Origin of the sequence: Mesorhizobium sp. M0276 (assembly GCF_040321755.1) — a bacterium.
Taxonomy (GTDB): domain Bacteria; phylum Pseudomonadota; class Alphaproteobacteria; order Rhizobiales; family Rhizobiaceae; genus Mesorhizobium.
The window spans coordinates 87,584-106,096 of sequence record NZ_JAMYSC010000019.1 but is presented as its reverse complement, the minus strand read 5'-3'; the positions used below and the strand labels follow the sequence as shown (position 1 = coordinate 106,096).

At 62.8% G+C, this 18,513-nt stretch carries 16 protein-coding genes and 1 other RNA gene; 7 read left to right on the top strand and 10 right to left on the bottom strand.

Going from position 1 to position 18,513, the window contains the following annotated elements:
• Both rsmH and mraZ read right to left on the bottom strand, forming a co-directional pair.
• Positions 1 to 1,035: a 16S rRNA (cytosine(1402)-N(4))-methyltransferase RsmH gene (gene rsmH / locus NKJ01_RS16975; protein ID WP_352729562.1), complete on the bottom strand. Its 1,035-nt coding sequence runs from the start codon at positions 1,033 to 1,035 to the stop codon at positions 1 to 3.
• Positions 1,032 to 1,490 carry a division/cell wall cluster transcriptional repressor MraZ gene (mraZ, locus tag NKJ01_RS16970; protein WP_352604187.1) on the bottom strand — a complete coding sequence of 153 codons (459 nt, stop codon included), beginning with the start codon at positions 1,488 to 1,490 and terminating at the stop codon, positions 1,032 to 1,034. Before mraZ ends, rsmH begins: the two co-directional genes overlap by 4 nt.
• A gap of 406 nt (positions 1,491 to 1,896) precedes the next feature.
• Between mraZ and NKJ01_RS16965 the strand changes: the two genes are divergently transcribed.
• The gene (locus NKJ01_RS16965; protein ID WP_352729560.1) at positions 1,897 to 3,012 is read left to right on the top strand and encodes a cystathionine gamma-lyase; all 1,116 of its coding nucleotides are present in this window, start codon (positions 1,897 to 1,899) and stop codon (positions 3,010 to 3,012) included.
• Positions 3,013 to 3,021: 9 nt separating this feature from the next.
• On the opposite strand, the gene NKJ01_RS16960 is transcribed toward NKJ01_RS16965, so the two are convergent.
• From NKJ01_RS16960 to NKJ01_RS16935, 6 genes are all read right to left on the bottom strand, one after another.
• A complete protein-coding gene (locus NKJ01_RS16960) occupies positions 3,022 to 3,300 on the bottom strand; it encodes a type II toxin-antitoxin system ParD family antitoxin (RefSeq protein ID WP_352729581.1) in 279 nt (92 codons plus the stop codon).
• Between the two features lie 168 nt (positions 3,301 to 3,468).
• An RNA gene (gene rnpB, locus NKJ01_RS16955) (RNase P RNA component class A) lies at positions 3,469 to 3,879 on the bottom strand.
• Between the two features lie 50 nt (positions 3,880 to 3,929).
• On the bottom strand, positions 3,930 to 4,658 hold the full coding sequence (locus NKJ01_RS16950) for a lytic transglycosylase domain-containing protein (protein WP_352729558.1): 729 nt from the start codon (positions 4,656 to 4,658) through the stop codon (positions 3,930 to 3,932).
• A gap of 209 nt (positions 4,659 to 4,867) precedes the next feature.
• Positions 4,868 to 5,623, bottom strand: a complete 756-nt coding sequence (locus NKJ01_RS16945; protein WP_352729556.1) for an N-acetylmuramoyl-L-alanine amidase — start codon at positions 5,621 to 5,623, stop codon at positions 4,868 to 4,870.
• A complete protein-coding gene (locus NKJ01_RS16940) occupies positions 5,620 to 6,339 on the bottom strand; it encodes a TerB family tellurite resistance protein (RefSeq protein ID WP_352729554.1) in 720 nt (239 codons plus the stop codon). Before NKJ01_RS16940 ends, NKJ01_RS16945 begins: the two co-directional genes overlap by 4 nt.
• A gap of 174 nt (positions 6,340 to 6,513) precedes the next feature.
• Positions 6,514 to 6,759 (bottom strand): hypothetical protein, encoded by a 246-nt coding sequence (locus tag NKJ01_RS16935; protein WP_084025055.1) that lies wholly within the window; start codon positions 6,757 to 6,759, stop codon positions 6,514 to 6,516.
• A gap of 193 nt (positions 6,760 to 6,952) precedes the next feature.
• On the opposite strand from NKJ01_RS16935, the gene NKJ01_RS16930 reads away from it, so the two are divergent.
• From NKJ01_RS16930 to NKJ01_RS16915, 4 genes are all read left to right on the top strand, one after another.
• Positions 6,953 to 10,783, top strand: a complete 3,831-nt coding sequence (locus NKJ01_RS16930) for a hydantoinase B/oxoprolinase family protein (protein ID WP_352729552.1) — start codon at positions 6,953 to 6,955, stop codon at positions 10,781 to 10,783.
• 82 nt (positions 10,784 to 10,865) lie between these two features.
• Positions 10,866 to 12,113 (top strand): BtaA family protein, encoded by a 1,248-nt coding sequence (locus NKJ01_RS16925; protein ID WP_352729550.1) that lies wholly within the window; start codon positions 10,866 to 10,868, stop codon positions 12,111 to 12,113.
• Entirely contained in the window at positions 12,110 to 12,793 is a 684-nt protein-coding gene (locus NKJ01_RS16920) for a class I SAM-dependent methyltransferase (RefSeq protein ID WP_352729548.1), read from the top strand. Before NKJ01_RS16925 ends, NKJ01_RS16920 begins: the two co-directional genes overlap by 4 nt.
• 67 nt (positions 12,794 to 12,860) lie before the next feature.
• Entirely contained in the window at positions 12,861 to 13,169 is a 309-nt protein-coding gene (locus NKJ01_RS16915; protein WP_023813159.1) for a HigA family addiction module antitoxin, read from the top strand.
• 22 nt (positions 13,170 to 13,191) lie between these two features.
• Here the strand turns inward: NKJ01_RS16915 and NKJ01_RS16910 are convergent, their stop codons facing one another.
• On the bottom strand, positions 13,192 to 14,571 hold the full coding sequence (locus tag NKJ01_RS16910; RefSeq protein WP_352729546.1) for a serine hydrolase domain-containing protein: 1,380 nt from the start codon (positions 14,569 to 14,571) through the stop codon (positions 13,192 to 13,194).
• Positions 14,572 to 14,803: 232 nt separating this feature from the next.
• Here NKJ01_RS16910 and NKJ01_RS16905 point away from each other — a divergent pair, with 232 nt between their 5' ends.
• Positions 14,804 to 15,604 carry a glycoside hydrolase family 25 protein gene (locus tag NKJ01_RS16905; protein ID WP_352604209.1) on the top strand — a complete coding sequence of 267 codons (801 nt, stop codon included), beginning with the start codon at positions 14,804 to 14,806 and terminating at the stop codon, positions 15,602 to 15,604.
• A gap of 180 nt (positions 15,605 to 15,784) precedes the next feature.
• Positions 15,785 to 16,963 (top strand): lytic murein transglycosylase, encoded by a 1,179-nt coding sequence (locus NKJ01_RS16900; protein WP_352729544.1) that lies wholly within the window; start codon positions 15,785 to 15,787, stop codon positions 16,961 to 16,963.
• A 137-nt stretch (positions 16,964 to 17,100) separates the two neighbouring features.
• On the opposite strand, the gene NKJ01_RS16895 is transcribed toward NKJ01_RS16900, so the two are convergent.
• On the bottom strand, positions 17,101 to 18,321 hold the full coding sequence (locus tag NKJ01_RS16895; protein WP_352729542.1) for an alanine racemase: 1,221 nt from the start codon (positions 18,319 to 18,321) through the stop codon (positions 17,101 to 17,103).
• Positions 18,322 to 18,513 lie beyond the last annotated feature (192 nt).

Sequence of the window (18,513 nt, the reverse complement as noted above, 5' to 3'; positions counted from 1 at the left end):
TTACCTCTCCCCCGGCCGGTCGATACCGGGAAGCTTTGGAAGGCCGAAAATCGAAAAGTCGCTGCTGCGCGCCGGCGCCTCCGTGCGGATTGCCGCGCGCAGCCTGGCCGAACGGGCGCGCGGATTGGCCGCCACCTCGGCATCGCCGGCAGTCACGCCGCCGCCCGCCTTGCGGAAGGTCGCGGTGCGCGCATGAGCCTCGGGCAGGTGACGCGAGCCGGTTGCGACGTCGGCACGGTCGGCGATGAAACGCTTGACGATGCGGTCCTCGAGCGAATGGAACGTCACCACGGCGAGCCGTCCGCCCGGCTTCAGCGCACGTTCGGCCGCAAACAAGGCCTTGGCCAGTTCGCCAAGCTCGTCATTGACGAAAATGCGCAGCGCCTGGAAAACGCGCGTCGCCGGATGGATTTTGTCCTTCGGCGCACGGCCGATATGCGTCTCTATGGCGTCGGCCAATTCCAGCGTGCTCTCGAACGGACGCTTTTCGCGGCGGGCCTCGATCATGCGGGCGATGCGTCCGGCGTGACGCTCCTCGCCGAGGAAGCCGAAGATGCGGGCGAGGTCGCCGGGCTTGAAGCTGTTGACGACGTCGGCGGCGCTCAAACCAGCCTGCGCCATGCGCATGTCGAGCGGCCCGTCGGCGCGGAACGAAAACCCGCGCTCGGCCTGGTCGAGCTGCATCGAGGACACACCGATGTCGAGCACGACGCCGTCGGCGCTCTCGACATGTTCGTCCAGCGTCGAGAACGGCGCCTGCACCAGCCGCAGGCGGCCGCCCGACTGCGCCTCGAGATCGCGCCCGGCGGCGATGGCATCCGGATCGCGGTCGATCGCCACCACGGAGGCGCCCGTCGCCAGAATGGCCCTGGTGTAACCGCCGGCGCCGAACGTGCCGTCGATGATGATGTCGCCCTCCGCTGGCGACAGTGCTTCCAGCACTTCGCCAAGGAGGACCGGAATGTGGCGGGCCGATCCGCCAACGGCGTGCCCATCGACGGCGTGAGGAAGGTCATCGCCGTGGCCCACCGTCATTCCGGTCGCTCCCCAGCCTTCGTCCCCTGCCGAAGCTGCAAAAGCCGAGCCCGCGCCTGCGCCCCATAGGCAGCAAGCCGTCCCGGCTCCCAGACCTGAAAGAAATTGCCGCGTCCGACAAAGGCCACTTCCGCCGAAATGCCGGTGTGTTCGCGAATAAAATCGCTCATCGTGATGCGACCGTCCTGGTCGAGTTTCAAGAATGTTCCGTCGCCATGGCAGAAGAATGACATATCGTCCGCCGTCTGCAGGAAGGGATCCTCGAGTGCGATGCGCTGCTCGTAGCGGTCGAGCAGGTCGAGCCCGCCGACATCCATTGCCGGCAGATCGAGACAGCGCAGCGCATAGAGTTCCGAATAGCCGCGCTTCTGCACAACGGCGCGGAAATGCGCCGGAACGGATACCCGTCCCTTCGCATCGATCCTGCTCACCGTGTTCGAGAGAAACCGGTCCATTAAATGCCACGGCCGCTTGCGCCGCCGCACCCCTCTTCATCGTGTCGCACGCGCCGCCGCGGCACGTTCGCTGCCCCGCATCAATCTCGTTGGCACGGGCAAAAACCGGCAAACGCGCAGCCGCCGCGGCTGCCCGATTGGCGTACGCATTACCCTGACGCGGAACGAAGGCTTTGATGTCTGTATGGGATATCATGGGGTACTATGGGCGTCAACGGGAAGGGATTCACAAACACGCACGTCGCGACCAATGAGAGCAGCCTTGACGGCACGTCTCGTCTTTATGGATCATTAAGCCTAACGAAGCGTTTAGAGGCGCCTGGCCCAACCAGACGCGCCTTGCCGCGAGGCGCTACCCAGCATAGCGTTTCGCCGCATCGGTACGTCGTTAAAGGGTTGAGAATCGATGTCTGAAACAGCGAACAGTCGCGCTGCAGCACTGTCCCATCTGCGTAGCAGCGGGCTTGCCACGGGCGATTCCATCCCTCTGCCCCTGACCATGGCCGCCATTTTTCACGCGCCCGGTGACGCCACCGGCTTCAACCAGTACGGCCGCTTCAGCAACCCGACCTGGGATGCAGTCGAACATATGCTGGCCCATCTGGAGGACGCGCCTTGCGTCGCCTTTCCTTCGGGAATGGCGGCGATCTCGGCAGCATTTTTTGCCCTGCTCAAGGCCGGCGATCGTATCCTGCTGCCTTCGGACGGCTATCACACGACGCGGGCTTTGGCCGAACGCTTCCTGAAGCCCCTTGGCGTCACCTATGATGTCAGGCCGACCTCGACCTTCCTCGATGGCGGCTTCGAAGGATACCGCCTCGCCTTCGTCGAAACCCCCGCCAATCCGGGGCTGGATATCTGCGATATCGCGGCCGTCGCTGGCGCTGTTCACAAAGCCGGCGCGCTGCTGGTGGTCGACAACACCACGATGACACCCTTCGGCCAGCGGCCACTCGACCATGGCGCCGACATCGTCATTGCCGCCGACACCAAGGCGCCCAATGGCCATTCCGATGTGCTGTTCGGCCATGTCGCCAGCCGCAATGCCGAAATCATCGCCGCCGTGACCGGCTGGCGCGAGGTTTCCGGAAGCATTCCCGGTCCGTTCGAAGCTTGGCTGGTGCATCGCGGCTTGGAGACACTGGACGTGCGCTTCGATCGCATGTGTTCCTCGGCGGAAGTGATCGCGCGGCGGCTGAAGGACCACCGCGCGATCAGCGGCCTGCGGTTCCCCGGGCTGGAAAGCGATCCGTCGCATAACCTTGCTCGCGCCCAGATGGAGCGCTTCGGCTTTCTCATCTCTTTCGAGCTCGCATCGGAGGACAAGGCAGAGGATTTCATCAACAATTGCGACCTGATTCAGGCCGCGACATCCTTCGGCGGCGTCCACACCTCTGCCGAGCGGCGCTTGAAGCGAGGCGATGCGGTTCCCGCCGGCTTCGTGCGCCTCTCGGTCGGCTGCGAGCCGGTGGAAGAACTCTGGAAGGCGATCGAGACGTCGCTGGACAAGATCGGCGGCTGACAAAATCGGCTAAGAGCTTTTTGCCTCTGCCATTTTGAGATATCTGGCGCGCGCTCGTTCGATAATCGGCGGCCCCTCAAGAGCGGGCCCGCTATCGATCCCTTCCTGCACAAGTTTGCGCAATTCCTCGACCGTATAGCCATGCAGGTCGCGCCGGTCTTTCCATTGCCTGAGCGCATCACGGATCACCTCGCTCGCCGATGCATATTCGCCGGCGGCGACCACGTCATCCACCGCCTGCGCCAATTCCGGCGACAGCGTTATGCTGCGTTTATCGACCTGTCCCATGACGGCTCCCGAAAATATTGCCGATTCACGGTACGATTTAATCGCACCCAAGTTCAAGCAATCGCCGGTCCAGGCTTGCGTGGTGGATCGTTGAACAAACCTTGAATCACCAGGCGCGCCCGAGGGCGCAACCTGCTGAAGAGTTCTCTTCGATCTCGCGCGAGAAAAATTGCCAGCTGGCCTGTAAGCCGGGTTTTGTATGGCCCTCGCCCCTTGCGGCGCGAGAACGTGGCGGCCATTCATCTTGGGCGCATGTTGCCATGCGCCTCACGCAACCTACCCGGACGGTGGGCCGGAAACAGCCCTCGAGGGTTTCCCCTCGCACCGCCCCTATTCGGTCTTGCTCCCGGTGGGGTTTACCGTGCCGCTCCTGTTGCCAGTCGCGCGGTGGGCTCTTACCCCACCCTTTCACCCTTGCCCCGGATTCGGCAAAGCCGAACCGTGGCGGTTTGCTTTCTGTGGCACTTTCCCTGGGGTCGCCCCCGCCGGCCATTAACCGGCACCGTGTTTCCATGGAGCCCGGACTTTCCTCACCCGCGGCCTTTCGGCGTTTGCGGGTGCGGCCGCCCGGCCAGCTGGCAAGGCGTATAAAGGGGTTCACGCCCGAAAACGCAAACGAAAAAGCAGACTTATGCAGGCGATCCAAGCGCAGCCATCTGCACTTTGACCTTGCCGCAATAGGCGGCCGACACCGGGTTCATTCGCGTTGCGGCGTGCCCGGCATTGTATTTCAGAATCGTACCACAGGTCGTGCCGCCGCCGAGGCTCCGCGCCATGGCAAGATATTTCATGCCGTATTTGATGTTGGTGTCGGGATCGAACAGGCCCTTGGCGGAACCGCTATATCCCATCATCCGCGCTGTTGCCGGCTTGATCTGCATCAGGCCGATCTCGCCGGCGCTGCCGACGATGTCAGGCCGGTAGTTGCTCTCGATCTTGATGACGGCCGTGGCGAGCGACACCGGCACGCCTTCGATCGCCGCATAGCGGGCAACGATTGCGGAATACTGGCCGCTGCTGGCCACCGCGGCCGTCGATGCCGCCGCCTTCCTCAGACCAACCGACGCCGTTGTCGTCATGTCGACGGTCTTGCGACCGCGCTTCGTCTGCCTTTTGGCGGTAGACTTCTTGGGCTTGGACCAGCTTGCCTTTTCCACTTTGGCGGAAACCCGCTTCGTCGCCTCGGCGTCGTGGCTTGCCTTGTCGCTTTTGGCCAGCGTGGCCTTGCCGCTTTTTGCGGGTACGGCGGAAAGCCCTTGATCGGCCCGCGGGCTGAGTGGCGCGGCTTGCGCCGTGCCGAAGGCAAAAGTCATTACGCCGGCAGCAAGAGCTGCCGTTAAAACGGTCAATTTCTGCATGTGATCCTGTTCTGTCTGGACCGCGTGAAGATGTTCACGCAGCAACGCCTAATCAATATCGGAACAACCCGGGGGGCTGGGGGTCCGACATCTGCACGCCAGCCGTTTGACGCTCGAATTGGTGTCAAACAAGGCCAGGCAAGTCACTTTGAGTGACAGCTTGTAATTTAAAGATTGGAAGGGGTTGCTTGGAAGAGGCTTCCCTCAGGTCAGCGTCTCACGGAGGCAAGCAGCTTTTGCAGTGTCCGCAGTGTCGAGCCATCGGCCATGCCGTCCACTCTGCGCGGCCGGAAATGCCTCTGAAACGCCTCGACGACGAACTCCGTCTGTCGGTCGAAAATGCTCGTTATTTCGACGCCATAGCCGTAGAGCGCCAGCATCGACTGCAACGCCTCGACGTCACCGCCGGCATCGCGGAGCCTGAGCACGGCTCCTCGCCGGATCGGTGCGGCCGCCACGAGATGGCCGACACCGGCCTCGAACAGCGTCTTCCAGGGGAACTTCTCGCCCGGATCGATTTTGCGTCCCGGCGCCACATCGGAATGTGCGAGCACCCGCTCGGCGGCAATCGAATGCCGCCCGGCGATCCCCCTGCACAGCCCGATCACCGCATCGATCTGCCGCTTGGGAAAACCGGGATAGCCCAGCGTATGTCCCGGATTGACGATCTCGATGCCGACGGAACAGGAATTGATGTCGGCGCGTCCGAACCACGAACTCTTGCCGGCGTGCCAGGCGCGGTCGCTTTCCCTGACCATTTGCACGATGTGGCCATTCTCATGGACGAGATAATGCGACGACACCTCGCTGGCCGGATCGCACAGCCACGCCTCGGCGCCAATGCCAGTCGCCATGCCGGTGTAGTGCAACACGATCATGTCAGGCTTGAGTGTCTCGCGCCGCGGACCGAAATTCGGCGATACCCTGACCTCGGCACGTGGCTCGTCGGGCAGGAAACCGCTCATGCGTGGCGCAGACCCCGCTCGATCATCTCATAGGCGGCATTGATCGCCGCCACCCTGGTCGTCGCGATCTTGATGAATTCCTGCGGCAGGCCGCGCGCGATCAGCCGGTCCGGATGATTGTCGGAAACCAGCTTTCGATAGCGCTTCCTGACCTCTTCGAACGGCTTACCGCGCTCGATGCCGAGCACGACATAGGGATCCCCGGCGCCCAGATTGACGTGCCGCGCCATGATGCTTTCGTAATGTGTCTCATCAATGCGGAAAATCTCGGCGATGCGGTGCAAGAAGAGGCCCTCGCGCTCATGCACCAGCCCGTCGGCCTTGGCGATGTAAAACAAGCCCTCGAGTATGTCTTCCAACATCGCGCAGTTGGAATGCCCCGAACCGCACATCTGCGCCATCCGCTCGGCATAGATTTCGAAACCGGCCACGTCGCGTTGGGCGAGATCGAACAGCCGCGCCACATTACGCGTCTCCTTTGGCGGCACGTCGAAAATCTGCTGGAAGGCGCGCACCTCGTCCTGGGTGACGATGCCATCGGCCTTGGCCATCTTGGCCGACAATGCGATCATCGCCACCGAGAAGGCGACACGCCGGCGCAGATCCGCATCGCCCGAAAAAACCGTACGCACGGCCTCGACGACGTCGGCAACACCCGACGAGGTTGAAGATGAAACGCGGGTGATGAACTCGCCAAGGCGATCCCAAATGGACATAGCCTGCTTCTTAGTGCCACCGCCCCTTGCTATCAAGCCGGGACAGTGCCGCAGGCTCCGCACGACAATCGGCCCGACTTTGGCGCGGGATGTGGCCGCGGCGGTCGGACTAACGAGAAAGGCCGATACCAGACGGCCTTTCTCAGCCTTCACGCGAAAGTACCGCGTTCCCGACTACTGCGCGGGCGCAGGAGCTGGTTTTGCCGGAGCCGGCTCGGCAGGCTTCTCGGGTGTGATGCTCTTCGTAGTCGAGTTGTCGGTAGCCGGAGGCGTCGCGGCCGGCGGCGTAGCCGGCTTCATCGGCTGTTCGGCCGGCGGTGGGGTGCTCTGGGTGGTGGTGTTATCCGTACCGTTGTCACTGCAGGCGGCAACGCCAAGCAAGGCCAAAGCGGAAACGGACGCAAGAATGAGCTTTTTCATATTATCTCTCCTTCGATACACGCTCACGTTGCCGTGAACGGTCGAAGGGAAATGCATCAGATAGCCATGAGTTTCGTAACGTTGCGTTTCCGCATGTAACATCGTCTGGTCCATTTGCGATTGCCGGTCGAACGATGGCGAACTAACAGAATGTGCTGAACCACAGATCGAACAGAAAAGTACCAGGGCTGTCATGACCGAAAAATGGGATTTCTGGATCGACCGCGGCGGCACATTCACCGACGTCATCGGCAAGGATCCGGAGGGCGGGCTGCATCCCTGCAAGCTTCTCTCCGAAAATCCCGAGGCCTATGCCGATGCCGCCATCCAGGGCATTCGCGGCCTTCTCGGTCTATCCTCCGGCGATGCCATCCCGCCCGGCCTGATCGGCGACGTCAAGATGGGCACCACGGTCGCCACCAATGCGCTGCTGGAGCGCAAGGGCGACCGCGTTCTTTTGCTCATCACCAAGGGTTTTCGCGATGCGCTGAGGATCGCCTATCAGGCGCGCCCGGACATCTTCGCCAAGGAGATCATCCTTCCCGAACAGCTCTACGAGCGCGTCATCGAGGTCAACGAGCGCGTACGCGCTGATGGCCGTGTCGAACAATTGCTCGACATCGCCGCCTGCCGGCCGGCAATCGAACAGGCCAGGGCCGATGGCATCGATGCCGTGGCTATCGCCTTCATGCATGCGTGGAAATATCCCGACCACGAGAAGGCGGTGGCAAAAGTCTGCCGCAAACTTGGTTTCAGCCAGGTCTCGGTCAGCCACGAGGTCTCACCGCTGATCAAGCTGGTCGGCCGTGGCGACACCACTGTGGTCGACGCTTATCTGTCGCCGATCCTGTCGAGGTATGTGCAGAGGGTGGCGGGAGAGTTGGGCGTCCTCTCCCCCCTCGAGGGGGGTGAGGGGCGGTCGACCGAAGGTCGAGAAAAAGCCAACGATTTGGCTTTTTCAGCAACGAACGCCCGAAGCCATAGCGAAGGGCAGTCGGCAAAGCGGCCAGAGGGGGTCCTATCAGAAGGCACCGCCGATGCGTCGAACCCAGTCGAGCCGACCCCACCCGGCGGCTTTGCCGCCACCCTCCCCTCGAGGGGGAGGGAATCCCCTCGCCTCATGTTCATGATGTCCTCCGGCGGGCTGACCGCTGCCGACATGTTCCAGGGCAAGGACGCGCTGCTGTCGGGCCCAGCCGGCGGCGTCGTCGGCATGGTCGAGACGGCCAGGCTCGCCGGTTTCGGCAAGGTCATCGGCTTCGACATGGGCGGCACCTCCACCGATGTCGCCCATTATGACGGCGAATATGAGCGCGCCTTCGACACCGAGGTCGCCGGCGTGCGCATCCGCGCGCCGATGATGCGCATCCACACCGTCGCCGCCGGTGGCGGCTCGATCCTGCATTACGAGGCCGGCCGCTTCCGTGCCGGACCGGACTCGGCTGGCGCCAATCCCGGCCCGGCCGCCTACCGGCGCGGCGGGCCGCTCGCCGTCACCGACGCCAATGTCATGCTGGGCAAGCTGCAGCCCGATTTCTTTCCCGCCATTTTCGGGCCCGGCCAGGACCAGCCGCTCGATGTCGAGACGGTACGGGCAAAATTCGCCATGCTGGCAGTCGAAATTGGCGACGGCCGCACGCCCGAGGCTGTCGCCGAAGGGTTCGTCACCATCGCCGTTGAGAACATGGCGAACGCCATCAAGAAAATCTCCGTTCAGCGCGGCTACGACGTCACCGAATATCTCTTGAACTGCTTCGGTGGCGCTGGCGGCCAGCACGCTTGCCTGGTCGCTGACGCGCTCGGCATGGAGGCGGTATTGATCCATCCCTTCTCCGGCCTGCTGTCGGCCTACGGCATTGGCCTGTCTTCGGTTTTTGCCTCGCGCCAGCAGGCGTTGCTGAAGCCCCTTGCCGAAGAGTCCAGAACGGAGATCGACAACCTCATTGCCACCTTGAAAAAAGCCGTCATCGCCGAACTCGCGGCACAAGGCATCGCCGAGGACGCGGTTGCCGCGAAGCCGGTGCTGCACATCCGTTACGACGGCACCGACACGACATTGCCGGTGAATTTTGAGGAAGACTCGATTTTCCAGGCCAAGCGCGATTTCGAAATCGCCCACAAAGCACAGTTCGGTTTCGTCTATGACGACAAGCCGATGATCGTCGAGACCGTCGGCGTCGAAGGCATCGACACCGGCGGCAACGGCCGCGACGAAACTGAATCGCAAACCGAAGACCTCGCTGTAAGCCCTTCGCAAACCCGCGAAATCTTTACCGAGGGGGAGTGGCGTGCTTCAGGCATCTTCCGCCGCGAGGCGCTGAGGCCGGGAAACACGGTTGCAGGTCCTGCCTTGATCATCGAGCCGAACCAGACGATCGTCATCGAGCCGGGCTGGCTGGCCGAAATCACCGCCAGGAACCATGTGCTCCTGCGCCGCGTCGAGAAAAAGCGCCGGCAGGCAGCGCTCGGCACCGAGGCCGACCCGGTCATGCTGGAGGTCTTCAACAATCTGTTCATGTCGATCGCCGAACAGATGGGCGTGACGCTGCAGAACACCGCCTATTCGGTCAACATCAAGGAGAGGCTGGATTTCTCCTGTGCCGTCTTCGACCGCACCGGCGCGCTGGTTGCCAACGCGCCGCATATGCCGGTGCATCTGGGCTCGATGGACCGTTCGGTCGAAACCATCATCCGGCTGAATTCCAGCGATATCCACCCCGGCGACGTCTTTGCGCTCAACGCTCCCTACAATGGCGGCACGCACCTGCCCGACATCACTGTGGTGACGCCGGTGTTCGACGACGCCCAACACGAAATCCTTTTCTGGGCCGCCTCGCGCGGCCATCATGCGGATATTGGCGGCACGGCACCCGGTTCGATGACGCCGCTTGCAACCACCGTCGACGAGGAAGGCGTGCTGTTCGACAATTTCCGCATCGTCGATCGCGGCCACTTCCGCGAGAAGGAGCTGGAAACGCTGCTCACCGACCACCGATACCCGGCCCGCAACCCGCACCAGAACATCGCCGACCTCAAGGCGCAGATCGCCGCCAACGAGAAGGGCGTCGCCGAACTGCGCAAGATGGTCGCGCATTTCGGCCTCGATGTCGTCGGGGCCTATATGGGCCACGTCCAGGACAATGCCGCCGAGAGCGTGCGCCGCGTGCTGGAGCGGCTGCCCGACAGTTCGCAGTATGAATACCCGACCGACACCGGCCAGATCATCAAGGTCAAGATCACGGTCGACCGGCAAAAGCGCGAGGCGACGGTCGACTTCACCGGCACATCTCCGGTCATGAAGAACAATTTCAATGCACCCGAGCCGGTCGCCCGCGCCGCCGTGCTCTACGCGTTCCGGGTCATGGTCGAGGACATGATCCCGATGAATGCCGGATGCCTGCGGCCAATCAACATCATCATTCCCGACGGCTGCATGCTCAAACCCGCCTACCCCGCCGCTGTCGTCGCCGGCAATGTCGAGACCTCGCAGCACGTCACCAACGCGCTGTTCGGCGCCATGGGCGCCATGGCCAACGCGCAAGGCACGATGAACAACCTGACCTTCGGCAACAAGACTTACCAATATTACGAGACGATCTGTTCCGGCTCGCCGGCCGGCCAGACGAATTCCGGCCGCGGCTTTGCCGGCACCTCCGGCGTCCACACCCACATGACCAATTCGCGCCTCACCGACCCGGAAGTGCTGGAACTGCGCTTTCCCGTGCTGCTCGAGGATTTTCACATTCGGGAGGGTTCCGGCGGCAAGGGCAAATGGAGCGCCGGCGACGGCACCAAACGGACCATCCGCTTCCTCGAAAAGATGGAATGCGCGATCCTGTCCTCGCACCGCAACCGCCCGCCGCAAGGCCTGGACGGCGGCGGCGATGGCGAGGTCGGCTCGACCAAGATCCGCCGCAAGGACGGAACCATTGAAGTCCTCAAGGCCTGCGACCAGACCGTGCTTCAGCCGGGCGAAGCCGTCATTCTGACGACGCCGACGCCGGGCGGATTTGGCAAGCCGTAAGCAGGCATCAACAGGCTGTCACCGGCCTGTCATCACCCTGGGTTACCCGCTTGCGGCAAAGCAAATGGGGAATCATCTTGCCATGACGGACGTCTCCGCAGATCTGGTTTTTCGCCGCGGCAAGGAAGTGGGAAAGGCCGTCTACCAGAACCGCCCACTGTCGAAGGCGGGCATTTCGGAGCGGCTGTTCGCCTTCCTGTTTTCCGGCCTCGTCTATCCGCAGATCTGGGAAGACCCCGACGTCGACATGGAGGCGATGCAGCTTGGCCGGGGTCACCGCGTCGTCACCATCGCGTCGGGCGGTTGCAATATCCTGGCCTACCTCACCCGTTCGCCGGCACGGATCGATGCCGTAGACCTCAATGCCGCCCATGTCGCGTTGAACCGCATGAAGCTGGAGGCAGTGCGCCATTTGCCTTCGCAAGGCGACCTGTTCCGCTTCTTCGGCGCCGCCGACACCAGCCACAATTCGGAAGCCTACGACCGTTTCATCGCGCCGCATCTCGATACCGTCAGCCGTCACTACTGGGAGCGCCGCAACTGGCGCGGCATCAGGCGCATCGCCGTTTTCGACCGCAATTTCTACCAGACCGGCCTGCTCGGCCTGTTCATCGCCATGGGCCATCGCACGGCAAAGTTCTTCGGCGTCGACCCAGCCGGCATCATGCAGGCCCGCAACATCGGCGAGCAGCGCCGTTTCTTCCATGAGGAACTGGCGCCGGTCTTCGACAAGAAGCTTTTGAAATGGGCGACGTCACGCAAGGCCTCGCTGTTCGGCCTCGGCATTCCGCCGGCGCAGTACGATTCGCTTATCACCTCGGGCGACGGTACCATGGCCAGCGTGCTGAAGGCCCGGCTGGAAAAGCTCGCTTGCGATTTTCCGCTGGAGAACAACTACTTCGCCTGGCAGGCCTTCGCGCGGCGCTATCCGAACCCCGGCGAGGCCGCCCTGCCCGCCTATTTGGAAAGGCAGAACTACGAGACCATCCGGGGCAATGTCGACCGCGTCGCCATTCACCATATCAATCTGATCGAATTCCTCGCCGGCAAGGATGCCGGCGCGGTCGACCGCTTCGTCTTGCTCGATGCACAGGACTGGATGACCGATGAACAGCTCAACGCGCTGTGGGCGGAAATCACCCGCACCGCATCGGCCGGCGCCCGCATCATCTTCCGCACCGCCGCCGAGCCCAGCCTGTTGCCAGGCCGGGTCTCTAGTTCGCTGCTCGACCAGTGGGTCTATCAGGATGAAGCTTCGCGCGAATTCTCGACTCGCGACCGCTCCGCCATCTATGGCGGCTTCCACCTCTATGTGAAGCGTGCGGCGTGAGCGCGACCGAACTGCCGGCCAGCCCGGAATTCAAGGCCAGCCATGCCGAATTGATGGACGGCGTCTACCGCTGGCAGCGCCACATCTACGACTTGACCCGCAAATATTACCTGCTCGGCCGCGACTGGCTGATCGCGGGGCTGGACGTACCGGTCGGCGGCAACGTGCTTGAGCTCGGCTGCGGCACCGGCCGCAACATCATCCTCGCCGCTCGCAGATACCCCGAAGCGCGCTTCTTCGGCCTCGACATCTCAGCCGAAATGCTGGAGACGGCCGGCGCCGCGATGACGCGCGAAGGCCTGTCCGGCCGGGTCATGCTGGCAAGGGGAGACGCCACAGATTTCGATGCCGATGCGCTCTTCGGTGTCGAACGCTTCGATCGCGTCTTCGTGTCCTACTCACTGTCGATGATCCCTGGCTGGGAAAAAACGGTATCGGCAGCGCTTGCCGCGCTGTCACCGAACGGTTCGCTGCACGTCGTCGATTTCGGCCAGCAGGAAGGCCTGCCGCGCTGGTTCCGCACGTTGCTGCGCGGCTGGCTCAAAAAATTCCATGTCGCGCCGCGTGAATCGCTGCGCGAGGTTCTGGAATCGGAATCTCGGCGAACCGGCGCAAGCTTCCGTTTCCGCACGCTTTATCGCGGTTATACCTGGCTGGCGGTCATCAAGAGCGCCATCTGAATGTTGCCATTGGGCAGGCATGGTGCTCCAATTCCCCTGTTAGGCGGGGCAGTTGTGAGGTGAGAACATGTTGATGACCGCACGCAAGCCAGCAACGGTTGGCGAAATTCTCACGGAAGAATTCATGCAACCGCTCGGCCTTACGCAGGCAGCTTTGGCCGAGGCGATGGGGGTTCAGCGCAAACATGTGAACGAATTGTGCAACGACCGCCGCAACGTGACGGCGGCGACCGCGCTTATTCTGGCTCGGGTGTTCGGCAACAGCCCGGATTTCTGGCTAAACGTCCAGCGCCGCAGTGACCTTTGGCAGGTCATGAACTCGCCCGACGAGCGAGCGCGGGTTGATCGTGCCAAGCCTTTGGCGACTGCTGCATAGCAAGAATTGCGGGCGCGCTAGTCTAATGCAACGCCTTCACCAGCGCGCCCACCATCGTCTGCGGCCGGTAGCCGAGTTTGGCCGGAGTCAGGCCCAGCCGCACCACCACCAACTGCTCAGAGGGGATGATGGCGACCGTCTGCCCGTCATGGCCTTCCATCCAGTAGGTGTCCTTTGGCAGGCCTGCGGCGACGCCCGCGCCCGAGTTTTCCTCATCGCCCGGAGCCTCTATCCACAGTTGGCCCTTGCCGTAGACTTTCGATGCGGCTGCCGGCTCCCGCATCCAGTCGACGAAGCCGGCCGGCAGGATTTGGTTGCCGTTCCACACCCCGCTTTGCAGCAGGAACTGACCGAAGCGCGCCCAGTCATGCGCGGTTGCGTAGAGATAGGACGAGCCGACGAAGGTGCCCTGCTCGTCCGTCTCCAGCACCGCGCTGTGCATGCCGAGCGGCTCGAACAGCGCCGTGCGCGGCCACGTCAGCGCCTTGGCCTTGTCGCCGATCGCGTCCTGCCAGAGGCGCGACAGCATCACCGCAGTGCCGCTCGAATAGGAAAACATCTTGCCGACCTCGGCCGCCAGCGGCTTTGATTCGGCAAAGCCTGCCATGTCAGGCTCCAGATAAAGCATGCGCGTGACGTCGGCGACGTCGCCATAATCCTCATTGAACTCCAGCCCGCTCGACATCGCCATCATGTCGGCAAGGCTGATTGCACTGCGGCCGTCCGCCTTCCACGGCCCGAACAGCCCCTTGTCGGCAAAGGTCATCTTGCCGTCCTTGACCAGCGTGCCGACGATGGCGGCGTTCACCGTCTTGGTCATCGACCAGCCGAGCAACGGCGTCTTTGCCGAAAAACCGGCACCATAGCGCTCGGCGATGACACGACCGTTCTTGACCACCACCACCGCACGCATCCCAGGACCGGTCAGTGCCGCATCGTCCAGCAACTTGGCAATCAGCGGGTCCTGTGATGCCTCGATCCGCTCGCCTTCCGGCCACAGCGCATTCTGGCTGACCTCCGGGGACGCCGCATGGATTGCCGTCCGCCGCACCTTGCCGACATCGCCGTCGGGGACCGAAGCGCAACCCAGCCCGTCACGGGCTACGGCGACGCTCTTGCCGAGGAAACCAAGCAAGCCCGCGGAGACCGTTCCTCTGTTCTTGTCCACCGAGACCCGCATCAACCGCAGCAGCGGGTGCCCCGGCGCCTGCACGTCGACGGCCAGCACCTCATTCGCGTTGCGTCCGGCGATAAAGACGTTCGAACAGACGATCTTGGCCGAGTAGCCCGAGCCGACGCGGATCAATTCCGGCGGCGCGATATAAAGCCAGGCAAAAAGCGCGGCGATCGCCAGCACGATCAGGCCAAGCAGCCATTTGACGATCTTGACGACGATCCGCATTTCTTTTCTTTCCTCCCAGGCCTCGCCGGACCCTTCCGTCATCGATTTGCCGCCATTGCTTTCGCAAATCATGGGGCTTGTCGAGCGCCGTCAACGGATTATCAACCATGATCGGCGATCAAAGGATAGGTTGGGGGCGATGCTGTGGGGCGATCGCTCGGAGAGGCCAGTCGAGGGGGCCACCCGCAACAAAACCCATCAGCGACCGGCTGAATCCGGCTCGGGAGTTGCGATGCGCCGTCTTGCGGTCCTTTTCGTGCTGACACTGCTTGGCGCCTGTTCGACCGTTGACGACCTCTCGCCGCTGTCGCCGTCCGCGTCGAACAGTCAGGCGGTCGCCGTGCGCGCGCCGCGCTTTGCCGATTCCAAGCCGCATGAATGGGAAAGCGGCGCGCCGTGGAGCTACGCTGTCCACGGCACCGATGTCTCCAAATACCAGACCTCGGTCGACTGGCCAGCGGCCAGGGCCAGCGGCATCTCCTTCGCCTTCATCAAGGCGACCGAGGGCGGCGACCGTTTCGACGACTATTTCAACGAGCATTGGGCGCGCACGAAGGCCAACGGGATTCCGCGCGCGGCGTATCATTTTTACTATTTCTGCACCCCGGCTGCCGTGCAGGCGCGCTGGTTCATCCGCAACGTCCCTGTCGATCGCTCGGCAATGCCACCGGTCCTCGACATGGAATGGAACCCGCAATCGCCGACCTGCAAGCTGCGTCCCGACGCGGCCACGGTGCGCGCGGAGATGACCACCTTCCTCGAAATCGTCGAACGGCACTACGGCAAGAAGCCGATCATCTACACCTCGGTCGACTTCTTCGACGATAACGAACTGGCGAGCTTCGGCGGGTATCCCTACTGGCTGCGCTCCGTCGCCGGCCATCCGCGCGAAAAGTATGGCAGCCACCCTTTCACCTTCTGGCAGTACACTGGAACCGGCATCGTTCCGGGCATGACCGGCAAGTCCGACATCAACGTCTTCAACGGCAGCGAAGCCGCCTGGAACAAGTGGCTGCGGCAGAACACCCGCTGACATCGTCACAATGGCGGCGAAGCCTCGGGAATAAGGGCTGCGGCAGAAGAACCGTTGACACCGGGGCTGCCGCCTGCTTTTCGACACAGGCAGCGGTAAAGAGTGCAACCGCAGGCAATTCAGGGCGTTGGGCTTCCCGGCGAAGCACGACAAATGCCCATTCGTTTCGAGAGGAAGCTGATGCGACTGCGTTCTCAAGCCCTCGCGGCGCTGTTCCTGTGCGCCTCGGCCTTGCCGGCGATGGCGCAGGAATGCGGCGGCGACTTCGAAGCCTGGAAGCAGGGCGTGGCGGTGGAAGCCAAGGCGGCTGGCATCGGCCCCGTCGGTCTCGACGCACTGGAGGACGCCACTATAGACGAGAAGGTTCTCGCACGTGACCGCGCCCAGGGCGTTTTCACCCAGACCTTCATCGAATTCTCCGACCGCATGATCTCGGCCTACCGACTGAAGCAAGGTGCGGCGAATCTGACGAAATACGCCGATGTCTTCGCCCGCGCCGATCGGCAGTTCGGCGTCCAGGCGCCGATCATCGCCGCGTTCTGGGCACTGGAGACCGATTTCGGCGCCGTACAGGGCGATTTCCACACGTTGAGCGCCTTGGTGACGCTTTCCCATGATTGCCGCCGACCGCAACTGTTCCGGCCACAACTGATGCCGCTTCTGCAATTGATCGATCGCGGCGTGGTGCCGGCCGACGTCAAGGGTGCCTGGGCCGGCGAGATCGGCCAGACGCAGATCCTGCCGTCCGATTATCTGGCGCGCGGGGTCGATGGCGACGGCGATGGCAAGGTCGACCTGCGCGGCAGTGTGCCGGACGTGATCATGACCACCGCCAACAAGGTACTGTCGCGTGGCTGGAAACGCGACGAGCCCTGGATCCAGGAAGTCCGCGTGCCCGAAGACATGCCGTGGGACCAGACCGGTCGCACCAACAAGCTGCCCCTATCGCAATGGGCACAATGGGGCATCACCAACCCCGACGGCACGCCGCTGATCGACAACGGCCTCAGGGCCGGCTTGGCGCTGCCTATGGGCCGCAAAGGCCCCGCCTTCCTCGCCTATGACAATTTCGACGTCTATCTCGAGTGGAACCAGTCCTTCACCTACGCGCTGACCGCGGCCAATCTCGCCGCCCGGTTGGCGGGAGCAAAACAGTTCGACCCACGCAATCCCGAGACCGGTCTCGAGAGCGAGCAAATGAAGGCTTTGCAGACAAAGCTCGAAGCCAGGGGCTACGACGTCGGCACAGTCGACGGCATCCTCGGGACCAACACCCGCGAGGCGATCCGCAAGGAGCAGATGCGGCTAGGTTTGCCGGTGGATGGCTGGCCGACGCCGGAGCTATTGGCAAAGCTTTAGCGAATAGCGAATAGCGAATAGCGAATAGAAGGTGGTCCTTCCTTGCTGCTGTCTCAGCAAATCTTCCCTATTCGCTACTGGCTATTCCCTATTCCCTATTCCCTATTCCCTATTCGCTATTCGCTATTCGCTATTCGCTAATCCGCCATCGTCTCCAGGCTCGCAAACCCTTGTGGCACGTCGCCCTCGTCGAAGGGCGTCGTGACCTCGACGAAGGTGTCGGGATAAAAGCCGTTGAAGCGGGTCCTTAGCGACAGCGAATAGGCGCCGATGTGGCCGATCTCGATCCAGTCGCCGGTGTCGACGGTTTCCGGCAGCCAGAACGGCCGCGACAGGATGTCGACGGAATCGCAGGTCGCGCCGCAGACCTTGAAAGGCACGATGCTCTTTTCCTCGCCATTGCGCGAGCGGATTGCCGGATCGGGAATGAAGCGCGCCGGCAGGGTGATCTTGCCCGTCCATGAATCCGACAGCGATGCCCAGATGCCGTCATTGATGTAGAGCCGCTTGCCCTTGCGCAGCAGCACCCGCACGATCAGCGACAGGCAGCGCGCCACGATCACGCGGCCGGGTTCGGCCACCAGCGGCATCTGGTCGAACTGGTATTCCTTCAGGTCGCCGGACAGCCGCGACATGATCTGGCCGAGCGACGGCATCTCGATCTGCTTGCGGTTGGGATCATGGCCGTATTCGGCGGGAAAACCGCCACCGACATCGAGCCCGCCAATATCGAAGGTCAGCCGGTTGCGCACCCAGTCGGCCGACGCAAGCGCCCGCTCATAGGTGTCGGGATCCTCGATCTGGCTGCCGACATGGAAACACAGGCCGACCTTGTAGCCGGTACGGTTCAGCCGCTCGGCGAGTTCGATGGCATAGGCCGGCCCGGCGCCGAACTTCTTCGACAGTTCGTAGGCGGCATGCCCTTTGGTCTGCACCCGCACGAAGACACTGATCGAGCTCGGATCGACGTCGAGCGCCCGCACCACGCGGGTCAGTTTGGTGATCTCGTCCTCATGGTCGAGCGAAATGACGCGGATGCCGTACTTCTCCAGCGCCAGCTTGATGTCCGACTGTGCCTTGACCGGGTGCATGTAGAGCATCTCGGCATCGGCAGAGACCGCGCGCACGGCGGCGAACTCGCCCGGCGAAGCCACATCGAAAGCCTTCACGCCGGCCTCGACCAGGGTCTTCAGCACGATCTGCTCGCCATTGGTCTTGACCGCATAAGCGGTCTTGCCGGGGAACATGCCCATGAACTGTTTGGCATCGGCGATCAGCACCTGCGGGCGGAAGCAATAGACCGGGTCGTCCGGACGAAGCGCCAGTGCCGCCTCGCGGGCATTTTCGAATCGCTGCATCGACGAATCCTTGACCTAGCCTGCGCACAATTAATCCAAGCTAGCGGCTAATGAAAACAATTCTGTGTCTCGCGGCGCTGTCGCAGCGGAGCTAGGTCTTGGCGTGAAGGCTTGCCATCAATCAGGTTTCGGGTGGCCCTTGTGGCCGGATCCGATATGCGTTTCGCCTGACCGACTGGCATTCAGGCCGTC